The sequence below is a fragment of the Mesorhizobium sp. ES1-6 genome (genome assembly GCF_020164775.1).
Taxonomy (GTDB): domain Bacteria; phylum Pseudomonadota; class Alphaproteobacteria; order Rhizobiales; family Rhizobiaceae; genus Mesorhizobium.
Map to the genome: position 1 here is coordinate 81,825 of NZ_JAIUGU010000004.1, position 12,902 is coordinate 94,726.

Sequence of the window (12,902 nt, forward strand, 5' to 3'; positions counted from 1 at the left end):
ACCCGATTAACAAACCATGGCTAAATGGGACGGCTTTGCCCGTCAACAGGCCGTTGCAGTCGCGCATCGCGATAGCCGCCGCTTGCCACCGCGCCGCACAGCCGGCTCCATTCGCAGCCCGCGCACGCCTCGCGCACATGGCCGGTTGAAAACGCTTGCCGCAACCGCATGAGGATCGCGGCGTCGAGATCGAGGCGGGCGCCGTCCCGGATCGGCCGACCCAGCAGCGCTTCCACGTCATCCCTGGCCTGCCGGTCCCGCCCGGCCGCGCTGTCGCGCAGGCAGTGCGGATCCGGCTCGCCAAGCAACGGAGCGCAGACGTCGTCCGGTCCGGACACGAGGAGAATGTCCTCGCCCCGGCTCAGGCGCTCCGCGATCGCGTCATAATTGGCGGTAAAAGCGGGGCTGTATCCCTTCCCCACATAGGTGAGCAGGCAAAGGAGATGATGGGCGCGCAGCCTGACCGTCACGGCTTCGGCAAGTTCATCTTGCCGCGCGGCAGCGCCGTCAGTGTCGCCGCGCCCAGCGCCGACTTGAGCAATCCACCGACGATGAACGGCACGAAGCCGAAGGTGATGGCCTGTTCGGCGCCAATCATGACGGCGAGCCATGCCGTTCCGAGCACAAGGCAAGCGAGATTGCCAAGCAGCATGGCGATGAAGGCGAGCACGACCCGGTTGCCATTCCAGCCGCGTTCGGCCAGCCAGCCGACAAGCGCGCCGACAATCGGGAAAGCGAAGAGATAGCCGCCGGTCGGGCCGACGAAATACGATGCGCCCGCCGCCCCGCCGGCCAGAACCGGAAAGCCGCAAGCGCCTTCGACCAGCCAGGCGGCGATCGTCACCGCGCCAAGCCGCCAGCCATAGAGCGCACCGATCAGCGTCACGGCGAAGGTCTGCATGGTCACCGGAACCGGCACCATCGGCACCTCGATGTAGGATGACAGCGCCAGGAACAGCGTGCCGAGCACGACGGCGCCGGCCTGCCAGCCAATCGATCGCTGCTGGAGGCGCAGCGGGCTGAAGGACGGTCTGGCGGACGAAAATGCGAGGTTGGTCATAGGCTTCCCTTCGTTCGATCCAAATTATAGATAATTTCTGCCTTCGATCTATTATCGAATCCACATTTTTGGATTGATGGCAAGCCCGTGCGCGGGAAAAGGCCGCTCAACCCACGATCGCGAAGGCTTCGCGCGTGGCGCCGGAGGCTGTCCTGACCGGCTTTCGGCCAATCCATTGAACATGCCGTCCCAATGTTGCCGCGGCCGATTCGGTGTTTCCCTGCCGCAAGGCGGTGAGGATCGCCCGATGGTCCTGATCGGTGCGCGTCTCCCACTCCGAACGCCATGCCGCGAACAGAAAGCGGGCGCTTGCCGCGTGCAGGTCATCGATGGTGGCGAGAAGACGCGGCATGCCGCAAGGCGTCAGGATCAGCCGGTGAAAGGCGCGATTGGCTTCTTCCCACGACCTGACGTCGCGGGATTTGTCGCCGGCCTTCGTCGCCTCCTCGGCCTGGTCGAGAATGGCCGAAGTCAGGTGCGGCGCGGCGTGGCGCAGCGCCAGCACTTCGAGGGCCGCCCGCATTTCGGCGACCTCCTTGACCTCGCCCAGATCGAAGGCCGCCACGCGCACGCCGCGACGCGGTTCGCTGACGGCGAGCCCTTGCGCCTCGAGGCGGCGGAACGCCTCGCGCACGGGGACATGGCTGGTGTTGAATTCCTCGGCGATATGGTCCTGCCGCAGCCGCGCCCCGGGCTCGATCGCGCCGGAGATGATGCGGTCCGCCAGCGCCTTGCCGATGCGCACCGCGATGGTGTCGTCCATGCCCTTTGCCATGATTTATAGATAATTTGCGGCAAGGCCGCTTGTCGAGACGGCAAGGCAGGAATCGTCGCCATTCTCCCTAGCGCTGGCCGGAGAAACCAAACCTGTATGACCGCGCTCAGTTCACGCGGCTGATGCAGAAGTCGATGACGTCGATCAGCGCCGATTTCTGCGGCGTCTCTTCCAGCGGCGCCAGCGCGTCGCGGGCGATCTCGCCGAAATGGCGGGCGCGCCCGATCGTATCGGCAATGGCGCCGTGGCGGGTCATCAGGCCGATCGCCTTTTCCAGCCCAGCATCGTCGGTGACATTGTCCTCGATGGCGCGCTTCCAGAAGGTGCGTTCGGCCTTGCTGCCGCGCCGGTAGGCGAGGATGACCGGCAAGGTCACCTTGCCCTCGCGGAAATCGTCGCCGACATTCTTGCCGAGATCCTTGCTGGTGCCGCCATAGTCCAGCGCATCGTCGATGAGCTGGAAGGCTAGGCCGAGATTCATGCCGTAGGAGCGCAGCGCGGCGCGATCGTTGCGGGTCGCCTGGGCGATCACCGGGCCAACCTCGGCGGCGGCCGAAAACAGCGCGGCGGTCTTGGCCTTGATGACGGCGAAATGCTCGTCCTCGGTGGTTTCGAGGTTCTTGGCGGCGGCGAGCTGCATGACCTCGCCCTCGGCGATGATCGAGGCCGCGCTCGACAGGATATCGAGCGCTTCGAGCGAGCCGACATCGACCATCATGCGGAAGGCCTGGCCGAGCAGGAAGTCGCCGACCAGGACGCTCGCCTGGTTGCCCCAGATCATGCGGGCGGTCTTCTTGCCGCGCCGCATGCCGCTTTCGTCGACGACATCGTCATGCAGAAGCGTGGCCGTATGCATGAACTCGACCGAAGTGGCGAGCTTGACGTGGCCCTCGCCGGCATAGCCGAACATCTGCGCCGCGGCGAGCGTCAGCATCGGTCTCAGCCGCTTGCCGCCGGACGAGATCAGGTGGTTGGCAACCTCGGGAATCATCTCGACGTCGGAGCCGGCCTTGGACAGGATCAATTCGTTGACGCGCCCCATATCGGCCGCGGTCAGATCGATCAGATCCTTGATGGAGGCGGGTTCCCGCCTCCCGTTTTCGATGTTGAGAACGACACCCACGACAATCACTCCCGTCTTGGTATAACGCGTGCGACGGCACCCTTAGTCCCGGCATGGACTCTAGGGCGGCTGACACGGGCACGGCAAGTGGCGAATTGGCGCGGCGGCGGTGACAGCGTGTCAACCTCGGGAAATGCCGGAATGCGCCGCACGTTTACATGCACGCCGCAACCTGCGAGTTTCCCGCCATGATAGAGCTTATCCGCACCAATGACGCCGTCATCATCTCCTTTGTCGAATCGCTGATGCGCGATGCCGGCATCGGCTGCTTCGTCGCCGACCAGAATATGAGCGTGCTCGACGGCTCGCTGGGCATCCTGCCGCGGCGCGTCATGGTCGATGCCGATCAGGCAGACGCCGCGCGCCGCATCCTGACCGATGCCGGCATCGCCAACGAGATCCGCCAGAAGTAATGTCCGCCGCGCCGGCCACCCTCGCCACGGATACGCCGGCCCATACGGTCGATGCCTTCCATCGCGGCCGGTTCTGGCTCGTGCAGCCCAAGCATGGCGGCCATCGCGCCGGCATGGACGCCATGATGCTGGCCGCATCGGTGCCATCCTCGTTTAGCGGGCGGCTCGCCGATTTCGGGGCCGGCGCCGGTGCCGCCGGCCTGGCGGTGCTGTCGCGCTGTCCGGGTGCCCAGGCCGTGCTGGTCGAACGCGCCCCCGAAATGGCCGCCTTCGCGTCGGCCACGCTTGCCCATCCCGGCAATGCCCATCTCAGCGACCGCGCGGCCGTGCTTGTCGCCGATGTCACCATGTCGGGCCGGGCGCGGGCCGCCGCCGGCCTTGCCGCCAATGATTTCGACTTCGTCATCATGAACCCGCCCTTCAACGCCGCGCGCGACCGCACGACCCCGGAGCGCCTGCGAAAAGAAGCCCATGTCATGGAGGACGGCCTGTTCGAGAACTGGATCCGCAGCGCGGCGGCGGTTGTCAAACCGCGCGGCGGACTTGCCGTCATCGCGCGGCCCGAACAGCTCGGCGCCATTCTCGACGCGATTTCGGGCCGCTTCGGCGAAGCCGAGATGCTCGCCGTGCACCCGCGCCCGGACGCGGCGGCAATCCGCATTGTCGTGCGGGCAGCCCTTGGCGCACGGGGAAAGCTCGCCATTCGTCCGCCCCTGATGCTTCACGCACGATCGGGCAACGGCCCCGACGAGCGCAGCGAAATGATCACCAACGGGCTCGCCTCGCTGTTCGGAGACTGAGCCGTTCGCGGCCCGCGCATTGCCGTTGGCTGGGAAATCCCTACATGCCTGCAACCATTGCCGGAGACCACGCCACCGTGAAACGTCTTTTCAACCGCCTGCTGCCGAAATCCTGGCGCTCCACCGTCGTCACCATTCCGGTCATCCGGCTGCACGGCACCATCATGGCCGGCGGCGGCCAGTTCCGGCCGAGCCTGTCGATTGCCTCGACCGCCGGACTGATCGAAAAGGCGTTCTCCTTCGACGCGCCGGCGGTCGCGATCTCGATCAATTCCCCCGGCGGCTCCCCTGTGCAGTCGCGGCTGATCTTCAAGCGCATCCGCGATCTCGCCGTCGAGAAAAACAAGAAGGTGCTTGTCTTCGTCGAGGACGTCGCGGCTTCCGGCGGCTACATGATCGCGGTCGCCGGCGACGAGATCTTCGCCGACCCCTCCTCCATCGTCGGTTCGATCGGCGTCGTATCGGCCTCGTTCGGCTTCCCCGAATTGATGAAGAAGATTGGCGTCGAGCGCCGTGTCCATACCGCCGGCCAGAACAAGGCGGTGCTCGACCCGTTCAAGCCCGAGAAAAAGGAAGACGTTGAGCGGCTGAAGGCGCTGCAGCTCGAAGTGCACGAGACCTTCATCGACCTGGTTAAAGAGCGGCGCGGCACGAAGCTGGCGGACGACCCGGACCTGTTCACCGGCCTGTTCTGGACCGGCAAGCGAGGGTTGGAACTTGGCCTTGTCGATGCGCTCGGCGACATGCGCACGGTGTTGAAGACCCGCTTCGGGCCGAAGACCCAGCTCAGGCTGGTCTCGGCGCCGCGCGGTTTGTTCAGCCGCTTCGGCCTGTTCGGCTCGAACAAGGGCTTTTCAGCGCCCGACATCGCCGCGGCCGCGGCCAGCGGAATCATCGATGCGGCGGAAGAGCGCGCATTGTGGACGCGCTTCGGCCTTTGAAAAAGCCATGAAAGCGTCTAGCATGGTTGCCCGAAAGACCCGACCGGCCGCCCTTACCGGCCCTGCGTGGTAGGAGTTTTGACATGCCGCAGCTCATTTTCTTCGCCGTCGTCGGCGTCGCCGCGTATTTCGGCTACCGCACCTTCCTGCGCGAGGCCGAGCGCGTGACGGCCAAGGTGCGGCGGACCGAAAAACAGGCGGCGAACGGCACGATCGGAACGCTGGTCAAGGATCCGAAGACCGGCGAATACCGGCTGGCCAAGGACTGACGCTCATTTCACTCGCAATCGAGACCGTGGACTCCGGACCGGTTGTCCGGACGTGGGCAGCACCCGCCAAGATAAACCTTGCCCTGCACGTCACCGGCAGGCGCCCCGATGGCTACCACCTCATCGAAAGCCTGGCGGTGTTCACGCGCTTTGGCGACAGGATCGAGATCGCGCCGACCGACAGCGACGAGTTCAGCGTGTCCGGCCGCTACGCGCCTGACGTTCCGCTCGATGGCGGCAATCTCGTGCTGAAGGCCCGCGACGCGTTGCGGCAGGCCGCCGGCATTCGCAGCACGCCGCCGGTGAGCATCAGGCTCGAAAAGAACCTTCCGGTCGCGTCCGGCGTGGGCGGAGGGTCGAGCGACGCGGCGGCCGTGCTGCGCGGGCTGGCGGAGAGCTGGGGGCTGGACATCGATGGTGCCGGGCTGGCGCGGATCGGTCTGTCGCTCGGCGCCGACGTGCCGATGTGCCTGGCGGCAAAGCCGCTGGTGGCGCGCGGCATTGGCGAGGAGCTCTCGATGGTGCCGGATTTTTCGGCGCTGGGACTGGTGCTGGTCAATCCGGGAACGCCGGTGTCGACAGCGGAAATCTTCGCGGCCATTTCCAGTCGCGACAATGAGCCTCTGCCGCCGCTGCCGCGCCGCATCGATTTTCATAGCCTGCGCAACTGGCTGGAGGTGACCCGAAACGACCTCGAACCGGCGGCTGTTACGATGCAGCCCGCCATAGGCAGGGCGCTTTCCTGGCTCGATAAGGCTGGATCGGGATTTTCGCGGATGTCGGGATCGGGCGCGACATGCTTCGGACTGTTCGAGACCGGCAATGTAGCCAAGCGTGCGGCCGCCGAAATCCGCGCCCGCCAGCCCGACTGGTTCGTCGCCGCAACGCGCAGCATGGCCTCGGAGGCCGAGTGAGATGGCCAGGGTTGACGAGAACCGTGCCTTCGTTCCGGTGCGCATCGCGGTGCTGACGGTTTCCGATACACGCAGCCTCGCCGACGACAAATCCGGGCAGACGCTGGCCGATCGCATCACCGAGGCGGGTCACATCCTGGCTGCCCGCGACATCGTCACCGACGACCGCGAAAAGATCCGCGACACGGTGCTGGCGTGGTCGCGGGACAAGGCCGTCGACGTCGTGATCACCACCGGCGGCACCGGTTTCACCGGCCGCGATGTGACGCCCGAGGCGCTGGAGCCGATCTTCGAAAAGCGCATGGATGGCTTCTCGGAAGTGTTCCACCGCATCTCCTACGACAAGATCGGCACCTCGACGATCCAGAGCCGCGCGACCGGCGGCGTCGTCAACGCCACCTTCGTCTTCGTGCTGCCGGGCTCGCCCGGCGCCTGCAAGGACGCCTGGGACGGCATCTTGAAGACACAACTCGACTACCGGCACATGCCCTGCAACTTCGTCGAGATCATGCCGCGCCTGGACGAGCATCTGCGGCGCGGGAAATCGACGTCGTAAAAGCCGAGGCAAAGTGCCGGCTTCACGCCGTGTTCGCCAGGCAGAACAGCGCCGGCGCTTTCGAACGGCCATTCCAAACCGGATGCCGGAGACAGTATTTTCGTGGGCAATCCCTACCGTTCACGAGAAGGCAGATATGGCCGTGCAAACTGGGACCATGCACACCGCGGGTGCCATTGCGGCAATATACGCCTGCGATTTTCGACCGAACTGGATCCATCGCAAATCGAAGTCCGCGCCTGCCAAAGAGCGGTCGCAAAAAATCACCTTTGCCTCGGCGGCGCCGCCCAGATCTCGGCGTCGAGCCGCCTGGTCGCCAGCCCGCGCGCCAAGGCCTCGGCGGTGGCGGCATTCTTGGACAGGGATGCCGCCTGCCGCTTGCTGATCACCAGTCCGTCGGCGAGCGCACGGTTTGCCGAAAAGACCCGGGCCAGGAACGGCGGACGGCTGCCCCGCGCTCGCGAGAACCGCGCGGCCATTGTCTGCCTGGCCGTATGGGCGACAACCGCGTCGATCCAACCCTCCACCAGCCTCGCACCCGGTTCGAGAAACAGCAGCCAGTCACCCTTGGCCTGGCGAATGCCGGCGGCGATGCCGCCGCTCCCCACATAGTGGCAGCCGGCATGCTCGGCCACACGATGCGTGTGGTCGGTGGAGCCGGTGTCGCAGATCACGACCTCGCGCACCACGCCCTCGACCGCGCCGCCGATCAGCGTCGCCAGCGTGCGGGCGAGGCCCTCCTCGTCATTGTGCGTTTCGATGAGAACACTGAGCATGATTAGCCGAATAGCGGAAAGGGTTGGCCGGCGCCAGTTTTTGCGGCGCACCATAGAAAGTTCTTGCTTTGTTCTCATCGGTAAAATAGGAATAATTTCATGAGCAGAGCGATTCGACAGAACACGGACAGTCCCTGGGAGCGGGCGAAGATGGAACCGATCATGCGCGCCGACATTGCAGCCTTCGGAGCAGGACGAGCCGAGATGGCCAATGCGATGATCGAGCAGAGCGGGATGCGGGTCCGTCCGGACCGCAACCGCGGCCGGTCGGCGGGCATCAATCCGTCCGGCCGGTTCGAACCTGTCAGCCGGCATGTCTTCGACGATGGCTGGAGTTCGCTGGAGGAACTGCCCCCGTTCAAGACCGAGGTGCAAGTCGAGAAGCCGCGCACCATCATCACCCGCAACGAATCGCCCGACATCTCCTTCGACCGGTCGATCAACCCCTATCGCGGCTGCGAGCACGGTTGCGTCTATTGCTTCGCGCGGCCGACGCATTCGTTCATGGGCCTGTCGCCGGGCCTGGATTTCGAATCCAAGCTGTTCGCCAAGCCGGACGCGGCCCGCCTGCTCGACAAGGAATTGTCGAAGGACGGTTACCAGCCGCGTACCATCGCCATCGGCACCAACACCGATCCCTACCAGCCGATCGAGAAGCAGTACCGGATCATGCGCGAGATCCTCGAAGTGCTCGAGGCACGCGGCCATCCGGTCGGCATCGTCACCAAATCGGCCTTGGTGGTGCGCGACATCGACATTCTGTCGCGCATGGCCGAGCGCGGGTTGGCCAAGGTGGCGCTGTCGGTGACGACGCTCGACCGCATGCTGGCGAGGACGATGGAGCCTCGCGCATCGACGCCGACCAAGCGGCTGGAGGCGATCAGGCAGCTTTCGGATGCCGGCATCCCGGCTTCGGTGATGGTGGCGCCGATCATTCCGGGCCTGACCGACCAGGAGATGGAACGCATCCTCGACTCGGCATACCATGCCGGAGCGCGCGAGGCTGGCTATGTCGTGCTGCGCCTGCCGCTGGAGGTCAGCCCGATCTTCAAGGACTGGCTGCTGCGCCACTATCCCGATCGCTATCGCCACGTCATGTCGCTGATCCGTTCGATGCGCGACGGCAAGGACTACGATTCGGAGTGGGGCAAGCGCATGAAGGGCGCCGGACCCTATGCCTGGCAGATCGGCCGGCGCTTCGAGATCACCGCCAAGCGGCTCGGCCTCAATGCCGAACGGCGCACGCTGCGGACCGATCAGTTCGTCGCGGCCGGCAAGGATCAGGAGCAGTTGATGCTGCTTTGAACGATCATACCGCCGCGGCCGTTTGATTGCCGCCGTGGCGAAAAAATCCCGTCCGGCCTGCCCCGGCCTGCAGACGGTGCCCTCCCGGTCCGGCGCCCCACCCGACCCGGAGGGACTTGCGGAGAATCGGAGCCGATGCGAACCTCGCCGCAACATGGCTCGCACGCGTTCCGATTCTCCGCTTCTCTTCGAAATCGTCGAGAAACCCGATTTCTCCTTCGAGACGAAGGCGATGGCCGATGGCCTGTGGCCGGTCGCGGGGATGGACGAAGCCGGCCGAGGCCCGTTGGCCGGGCCGGTGGTGGCGGCGGCAGTGGTGCTCGATCCGGCCAACATTCCCGAAGGGCTCGACGATTCCAAGCGGCTTAGCCATTTGCAGCGCGAAGCGCTGTTCCTGCGCATTCTTGGCTCCGCGCAGGCTGTTTCCATGGCCTCGATCAGCGCTGAGGGCATCGACGGCAGCAACATCCTGAAGGCCAGCCTGGAAGCCATGCGCCGGGCTTTGGTCGGACTGTCGGTTCGACCGAAGCTCGCGCTTGCCGACGGTCGCGACGTGCCGCCGGGATTGCCGTGCGACGGCCGGGCGCTGATCAAGGGCGACCAGCGCTCGCAGTCGATCGCCGCCGCCTCGATCGTCGCCAAGGTGATGCGCGACCGCATGATGTGCGGCTGCGGCAGCCACCACGACCGCTACGGTTTCGAAGTCCATATGGGCTACGCCACGGCCCGGCACCGCACGGCGATCGAGGCGCATGGCCCGGTGGCACGGCTGCACCGCGTCTCGTTCGCGCCGTTCAGGCTGGGTGGCGTCGAGGTAGCGGAAGAAGAGAGTTTTGCCGAGCTGGAGTGAGGCGACGGCCACCGTTGCGACGCTCGTAAGTCCCGGCCTGGATCCTAAGGTCTGCGCGCGTCGCTTCGCTCCTTACTTCGCCCTAGGATGACGAATTCATACGTCACAAAACAAAAAAGCCGCCAGGTTTCCCGGGCGGCTTTTGATTTGCTTGATACTCTCAGCTCAGTTGAGCTTGGCCTTCACATCCTGCAGCGCGGACTTGAACAGGTCGGCTCCGGCCTTGGCGTCGACCTTGGCGGCGAGCAGCGCGCGGGCGGCCTCGACAGCGATATCGACGGCGCTGGCGCGCACTTCGCCGATCGCTTCGCGCTCGGCCTGGCCGATCTTCTGTTCGGCAAGCGCGGTGCGCCTGGCGACATAGTCCTCGGTCTTCTTGTGCGCCTCGGCGGCCAGCATTTCAGCCTCGCGCTTGGCTGCCGCGACAATGTCGGCGGCCTCCTGCTCGGCTTCCTTGCGCTTCTTCTTGTACTGGCCAAGCAGTTGCTGGGCTTCGTCGCGCAGCTTCCGGGCCTCGTCGAGCTCATTGCTGATCCTGGCGGCGCGGGCGTCGAGCGCCTTGGCGATCATGCCGGGCACCTTGATGTAGACGGCGATGGCCAGGAAGATGATCAGGGCAACCGTGGCCCAGAGCGTTGCGAGAGATGTAGCGTCCATGATGCGCTCCTCACCCGGCCACGGATTTGACCGCGGCCGCGATCTCGGCCTTGCTGGCCTTGCCGCCGACCAGTGCCTCGACGATCGCCGAAGCGGTGTCCTCGGCGATGCTGCCGACTTCCTTCATGGCGTTGGCCTTGATGGAAGCAATGCGTGCCTCGGCCTCGCCAAGCTTCTCGTCGAGCGAGGCCTCGATCTTCTTGCGCACGGTCTCGGCTTCCGCCTTGGCCGCGTCGTTGGCCTGCTGGCCGATCGCATTGGCGTTTTTCTTGGCTTCCGCCAGTTCCTGCTCGTAAGCGGCAACGGCGGCGTCCGCCTCGCCCTTCAACTTGGCTGCCTGGTCGAGATCCTGGCTGATGCGATCGTTGCGGACATCGATGATGCCGCCCACGCGCGGCATCACGACCCGCTTCAGGAAGAGGTAGAACAGCCCGAACGTGATCGCCAGCCACAGAAGCTGCGACGGGAACGTCTCCGGATTGAATGGCGGAAACGTGCCGTGCGCTTCCGCAGGCACGCCGGTGCCGGAATGCGTGTCGCCTCCGGTCGCAGCGTGGCTGGTGTCGGCTGACGGCGCGGACTCTTGCGCGAAGGCAGATGTCACGAACATGGACTATCCCCAGATATCAGGCCCGCCGCTCGCGCGGCCGGCCTGTCCAATCTTCTCAATGCTCAGCCGAACAGGGCCAGAAGCGCGATGAGAAGCGAGAAGATGCCCAGAGCTTCGGTCACGGCGAAGCCGAAGATCAGGCGGCCGAACTGGCCGTCAGCAGCCGACGGGTTGCGCAGCGCGCCCGAGAGGTAGCTGCCGAAGATGTTGCCCAGGCCAATGCCCGCGCCACCCATGCCCAGGCAAGCAATGCCGGCGCCGATGTACTTTGCTGCTTCTGCGTCCATTTGTTCAACTCCTTTGGATCTGAAATTCCGTTGTTATTCCATCCGGCGCCAATTGGCCGAAACTCTTGGGGCCGAAACTCTTGCCTCAATGCCCGGGATGCAGGGCGTCGTTGAGATACATGCAGGTCAGCACGGCAAAGACATAGGCCTGCAGGAAGGCGACCAGCAATTCAAGCGCCGTCAGCGCCACCGCCATGGCCAGCGGCAGGATCGAACCCGCCACGCCGACCGCGCCCAGCGCGGAGAGGCTGACGACGAAGCCGGAGAACACCTTGAGCGTGATGTGGCCAGCGAGCATGTTGGCGAACAGACGAACCGAGAGGCTGACCGGGCGCGACACGAAGGAAATGACTTCGATCAGCACCACCAGCGGCAGCAGGAACACCGGCACGCCATGCGGCACGAACAGCTTCAGGAAGCCGAAACCATGCTTCATGAAGCCGTAGACCACCACGGTTCCGATCACCAGGGCGGCAAGGCCGAAGGTGACGATGATGTGGCTGGTGACGGTGAAGAAATAGGGGAACAGGCCGAGCAGATTGGCGACCAGCACGAACATGAACAGCGAGAAGACGAAGGGGAAGAATTTCATGCCCTGCGTGCCGGCGGCGTCGCGCAGCATGTTGCCGACGAATTCATAGGCCATTTCAGAGACCGACTGCAGCCGGCCGGGGACCAGGCTGCGGCTCGACGTCGTCAGGAACAGGAACGCTGCTGCGACAACCACGGTGGCGACCATGAACAGCGCGGAATTGGTGAAAGACAAGTCATAGCCGCCGATCTCGATCGGTATCAGCTTGTTGATATGGAACTGGTGGATCGGATCGACCTTGTCAGCTGCCACGTTCAAACCCCGTCTATGCCGCGTACGGCCAAATTGTCATTGCCGCATGGAAGGCGGCTATTTTCACAGGCCGCCAGAAGGGCGGTCATTTGCTGTCGTCCCGGTCACGGCGCGGCTTCGCGCCTTGTCCGAATTCCGCCACAACGCCTGCCGAACGCATGACATTGAGCACGCCGGCGCCAAAACCAAGCAGCAGGAAAACGATCAGACCCCATGGCGATGTTCCCGCCAGACGGTCGATGATCCAGCCGATGGCGGCACCGACCACCACCCCGGCGATGAACTCGCTGGACAGTTTGAGTGCCTGACCGTATCCGGTCACTGGTTTCGCGTCGTCTTTCCCCTCGAGCCGGTTCGGCAGCCTTGTCGCAAGCGATGCTCCAAGTTCACGCCGACGTCGCTCAAGATCGTCGTCGCGGATTTCGGCGTCATGCTGCTTGCCGCGGCCGGTTTCTCCGGTTCCGTCTGGCCTGTTTTTCTCGGCCATCGCAACCCCCCTGCCCGGGCAGACCGTCACCGTCCGTCCGCTTCTAAAGTCGCCGGCAACATAGTTAGAGGGTTTGCGCCCGTCAAGCCACGGGCGGAAGTTCCGCCTTGTGTATTTTAGGCAATGAAATCAATGTATTAGAAAGGTGCGACATCGTGCCCGCCGCGATCAGGGGAATACGTCGCGCGAATCCCCCCGGCAATGGCTCTCCGATCGACCGTGCGACCGGTCGAAA

Annotated in this window: 18 protein-coding genes; 8 read left to right on the forward strand and 10 right to left on the reverse strand. The window is 64.8% G+C overall.

All coding sequences use genetic code 11. From position 1 onward, the window contains the following. Positions 1-20: 20 nt before the first annotated feature. The 4 genes from LB564_RS12480 to LB564_RS12495 all read right to left on the reverse strand — a co-directional run bounded on the left by LB564_RS12480 (position 21) and on the right by LB564_RS12495 (position 2,958). Complete coding sequence (locus tag LB564_RS12480) at positions 21-470, reverse strand: DUF1284 domain-containing protein (protein ID WP_224537982.1); 450 nt, start codon at positions 468-470, stop codon at positions 21-23. Beyond that, the gene (locus LB564_RS12485) at positions 467-1,060 is read right to left on the reverse strand and encodes a biotin transporter BioY (RefSeq protein WP_224537985.1); all 594 of its coding nucleotides are present in this window, start codon (positions 1,058-1,060) and stop codon (positions 467-469) included. The genes LB564_RS12480 and LB564_RS12485 overlap by 4 nt, the downstream gene beginning before the upstream one ends. A gap of 106 nt (positions 1,061-1,166) precedes the next feature. Next, positions 1,167-1,835, reverse strand: coding sequence for a GntR family transcriptional regulator (locus LB564_RS12490; RefSeq protein WP_224537988.1), 669 nt, complete (start codon positions 1,833-1,835; stop codon positions 1,167-1,169). A gap of 106 nt (positions 1,836-1,941) precedes the next feature. Continuing rightward, positions 1,942-2,958 (reverse strand): polyprenyl synthetase family protein, encoded by a 1,017-nt coding sequence (locus LB564_RS12495; RefSeq protein ID WP_224537991.1) that lies wholly within the window; start codon positions 2,956-2,958, stop codon positions 1,942-1,944. 188 nt (positions 2,959-3,146) lie between these two features. On the opposite strand from LB564_RS12495, the gene LB564_RS12500 reads away from it, so the two are divergent. The 6 genes from LB564_RS12500 to moaB all read left to right on the forward strand — a co-directional run bounded on the left by LB564_RS12500 (position 3,147) and on the right by moaB (position 6,851). Then, positions 3,147-3,371: a DUF2007 domain-containing protein gene (locus tag LB564_RS12500; RefSeq protein ID WP_027142312.1), complete on the forward strand. Its 225-nt coding sequence runs from the start codon at positions 3,147-3,149 to the stop codon at positions 3,369-3,371. Further along, the gene (locus tag LB564_RS12505; RefSeq protein WP_224537994.1) at positions 3,371-4,171 is read left to right on the forward strand and encodes a tRNA1(Val) (adenine(37)-N6)-methyltransferase; all 801 of its coding nucleotides are present in this window, start codon (positions 3,371-3,373) and stop codon (positions 4,169-4,171) included. Before LB564_RS12500 ends, LB564_RS12505 begins: the two co-directional genes overlap by 1 nt. Positions 4,172-4,248: 77 nt before the next feature. Continuing rightward, positions 4,249-5,112 (forward strand): S49 family peptidase, encoded by an 864-nt coding sequence (locus tag LB564_RS12510; RefSeq protein ID WP_224538696.1) that lies wholly within the window; start codon positions 4,249-4,251, stop codon positions 5,110-5,112. 83 nt (positions 5,113-5,195) lie between these two features. Beyond that, the gene (locus LB564_RS12515) at positions 5,196-5,381 is read left to right on the forward strand and encodes an NfeD family protein (RefSeq protein ID WP_224538003.1); all 186 of its coding nucleotides are present in this window, start codon (positions 5,196-5,198) and stop codon (positions 5,379-5,381) included. A gap of 26 nt (positions 5,382-5,407) precedes the next feature. After that, complete coding sequence (locus LB564_RS12520) at positions 5,408-6,295, forward strand: 4-(cytidine 5'-diphospho)-2-C-methyl-D-erythritol kinase (RefSeq protein WP_224538006.1); 888 nt, start codon at positions 5,408-5,410, stop codon at positions 6,293-6,295. A gap of 1 nt (position 6,296) precedes the next feature. Beyond that, positions 6,297-6,851: a molybdenum cofactor biosynthesis protein B gene (gene moaB / locus LB564_RS12525; RefSeq protein ID WP_224538008.1), complete on the forward strand. Its 555-nt coding sequence runs from the start codon at positions 6,297-6,299 to the stop codon at positions 6,849-6,851. Between the two features lie 263 nt (positions 6,852-7,114). On the opposite strand, the gene LB564_RS12530 is transcribed toward moaB, so the two are convergent. Beyond that, complete coding sequence (locus tag LB564_RS12530; RefSeq protein WP_224538010.1) at positions 7,115-7,627, reverse strand: glycosyltransferase; 513 nt, start codon at positions 7,625-7,627, stop codon at positions 7,115-7,117. Between the two features lie 150 nt (positions 7,628-7,777). Between LB564_RS12530 and LB564_RS12535 the strand changes: the two genes are divergently transcribed. Together LB564_RS12535 and LB564_RS12540 are read left to right on the forward strand one after the other, a co-directional pair. Next, on the forward strand, positions 7,778-8,932 hold the full coding sequence (locus tag LB564_RS12535; RefSeq protein ID WP_140705924.1) for a PA0069 family radical SAM protein: 1,155 nt from the start codon (positions 7,778-7,780) through the stop codon (positions 8,930-8,932). Between the two features lie 154 nt (positions 8,933-9,086). Then, complete coding sequence (locus tag LB564_RS12540; RefSeq protein WP_224538013.1) at positions 9,087-9,782, forward strand: ribonuclease HII; 696 nt, start codon at positions 9,087-9,089, stop codon at positions 9,780-9,782. Between the two features lie 165 nt (positions 9,783-9,947). Here the strand turns inward: LB564_RS12540 and LB564_RS12545 are convergent, their stop codons facing one another. The 5 genes from LB564_RS12545 to LB564_RS12565 form a co-directional block, all read right to left on the reverse strand. Beyond that, a complete protein-coding gene (locus LB564_RS12545) occupies positions 9,948-10,439 on the reverse strand; it encodes a F0F1 ATP synthase subunit B (RefSeq protein WP_224538015.1) in 492 nt (163 codons plus the stop codon). A 10-nt stretch (positions 10,440-10,449) separates the two neighbouring features. After that, positions 10,450-11,049 (reverse strand): F0F1 ATP synthase subunit B, encoded by a 600-nt coding sequence (locus LB564_RS12550; protein ID WP_140705739.1) that lies wholly within the window; start codon positions 11,047-11,049, stop codon positions 10,450-10,452. Positions 11,050-11,111: 62 nt separating this feature from the next. After that, a complete protein-coding gene (locus tag LB564_RS12555; protein ID WP_013896722.1) occupies positions 11,112-11,336 on the reverse strand; it encodes a F0F1 ATP synthase subunit C in 225 nt (74 codons plus the stop codon). An 85-nt stretch (positions 11,337-11,421) separates the two neighbouring features. Continuing rightward, positions 11,422-12,180, reverse strand: a complete 759-nt coding sequence (locus LB564_RS12560) for a F0F1 ATP synthase subunit A (protein WP_140705738.1) — start codon at positions 12,178-12,180, stop codon at positions 11,422-11,424. A gap of 85 nt (positions 12,181-12,265) precedes the next feature. Beyond that, a complete protein-coding gene (locus LB564_RS12565) occupies positions 12,266-12,667 on the reverse strand; it encodes an AtpZ/AtpI family protein (RefSeq protein ID WP_140705736.1) in 402 nt (133 codons plus the stop codon). Positions 12,668-12,902: the final 235 nt, after the last annotated feature.

Excerpts from the sequence above, each read along its gene's own strand:
- LB564_RS12515 (WP_224538003.1), top strand. The coding sequence starts at position 5,196 with ATGCCGCAGCTCATTTTCTTCGCCGTCGTCGGCGTCGCCGCGTATTTC.
- LB564_RS12545 (WP_224538015.1), bottom strand. The coding sequence starts at position 10,439 with ATGGACGCTACATCTCTCGCAACGCTCTGGGCCACGGTTGCCCTGATC.
- LB564_RS12540 (WP_224538013.1), top strand. The coding sequence starts at position 9,087 with ATGGCTCGCACGCGTTCCGATTCTCCGCTTCTCTTCGAAATCGTCGAG.
- LB564_RS12555 (WP_013896722.1), bottom strand. The coding sequence starts at position 11,336 with ATGGACGCAGAAGCAGCAAAGTACATCGGCGCCGGCATTGCTTGCCTG.
- LB564_RS12530 (WP_224538010.1), bottom strand. The coding sequence starts at position 7,627 with ATGCTCAGTGTTCTCATCGAAACGCACAATGACGAGGAGGGCCTCGCC.
- LB564_RS12565 (WP_140705736.1), bottom strand. The coding sequence starts at position 12,667 with ATGGCCGAGAAAAACAGGCCAGACGGAACCGGAGAAACCGGCCGCGGC.
- LB564_RS12500 (WP_027142312.1), top strand. The coding sequence starts at position 3,147 with ATGATAGAGCTTATCCGCACCAATGACGCCGTCATCATCTCCTTTGTC.
- LB564_RS12505 (WP_224537994.1), top strand. The coding sequence starts at position 3,371 with ATGTCCGCCGCGCCGGCCACCCTCGCCACGGATACGCCGGCCCATACG.
- LB564_RS12535 (WP_140705924.1), top strand. The coding sequence starts at position 7,778 with ATGGAACCGATCATGCGCGCCGACATTGCAGCCTTCGGAGCAGGACGA.
- moaB (WP_224538008.1), top strand. The coding sequence starts at position 6,297 with ATGGCCAGGGTTGACGAGAACCGTGCCTTCGTTCCGGTGCGCATCGCG.
- LB564_RS12490 (WP_224537988.1), bottom strand. The coding sequence starts at position 1,835 with ATGGCAAAGGGCATGGACGACACCATCGCGGTGCGCATCGGCAAGGCG.
- LB564_RS12485 (WP_224537985.1), bottom strand. The coding sequence starts at position 1,060 with ATGACCAACCTCGCATTTTCGTCCGCCAGACCGTCCTTCAGCCCGCTG.
- LB564_RS12550 (WP_140705739.1), bottom strand. The coding sequence starts at position 11,049 with ATGTTCGTGACATCTGCCTTCGCGCAAGAGTCCGCGCCGTCAGCCGAC.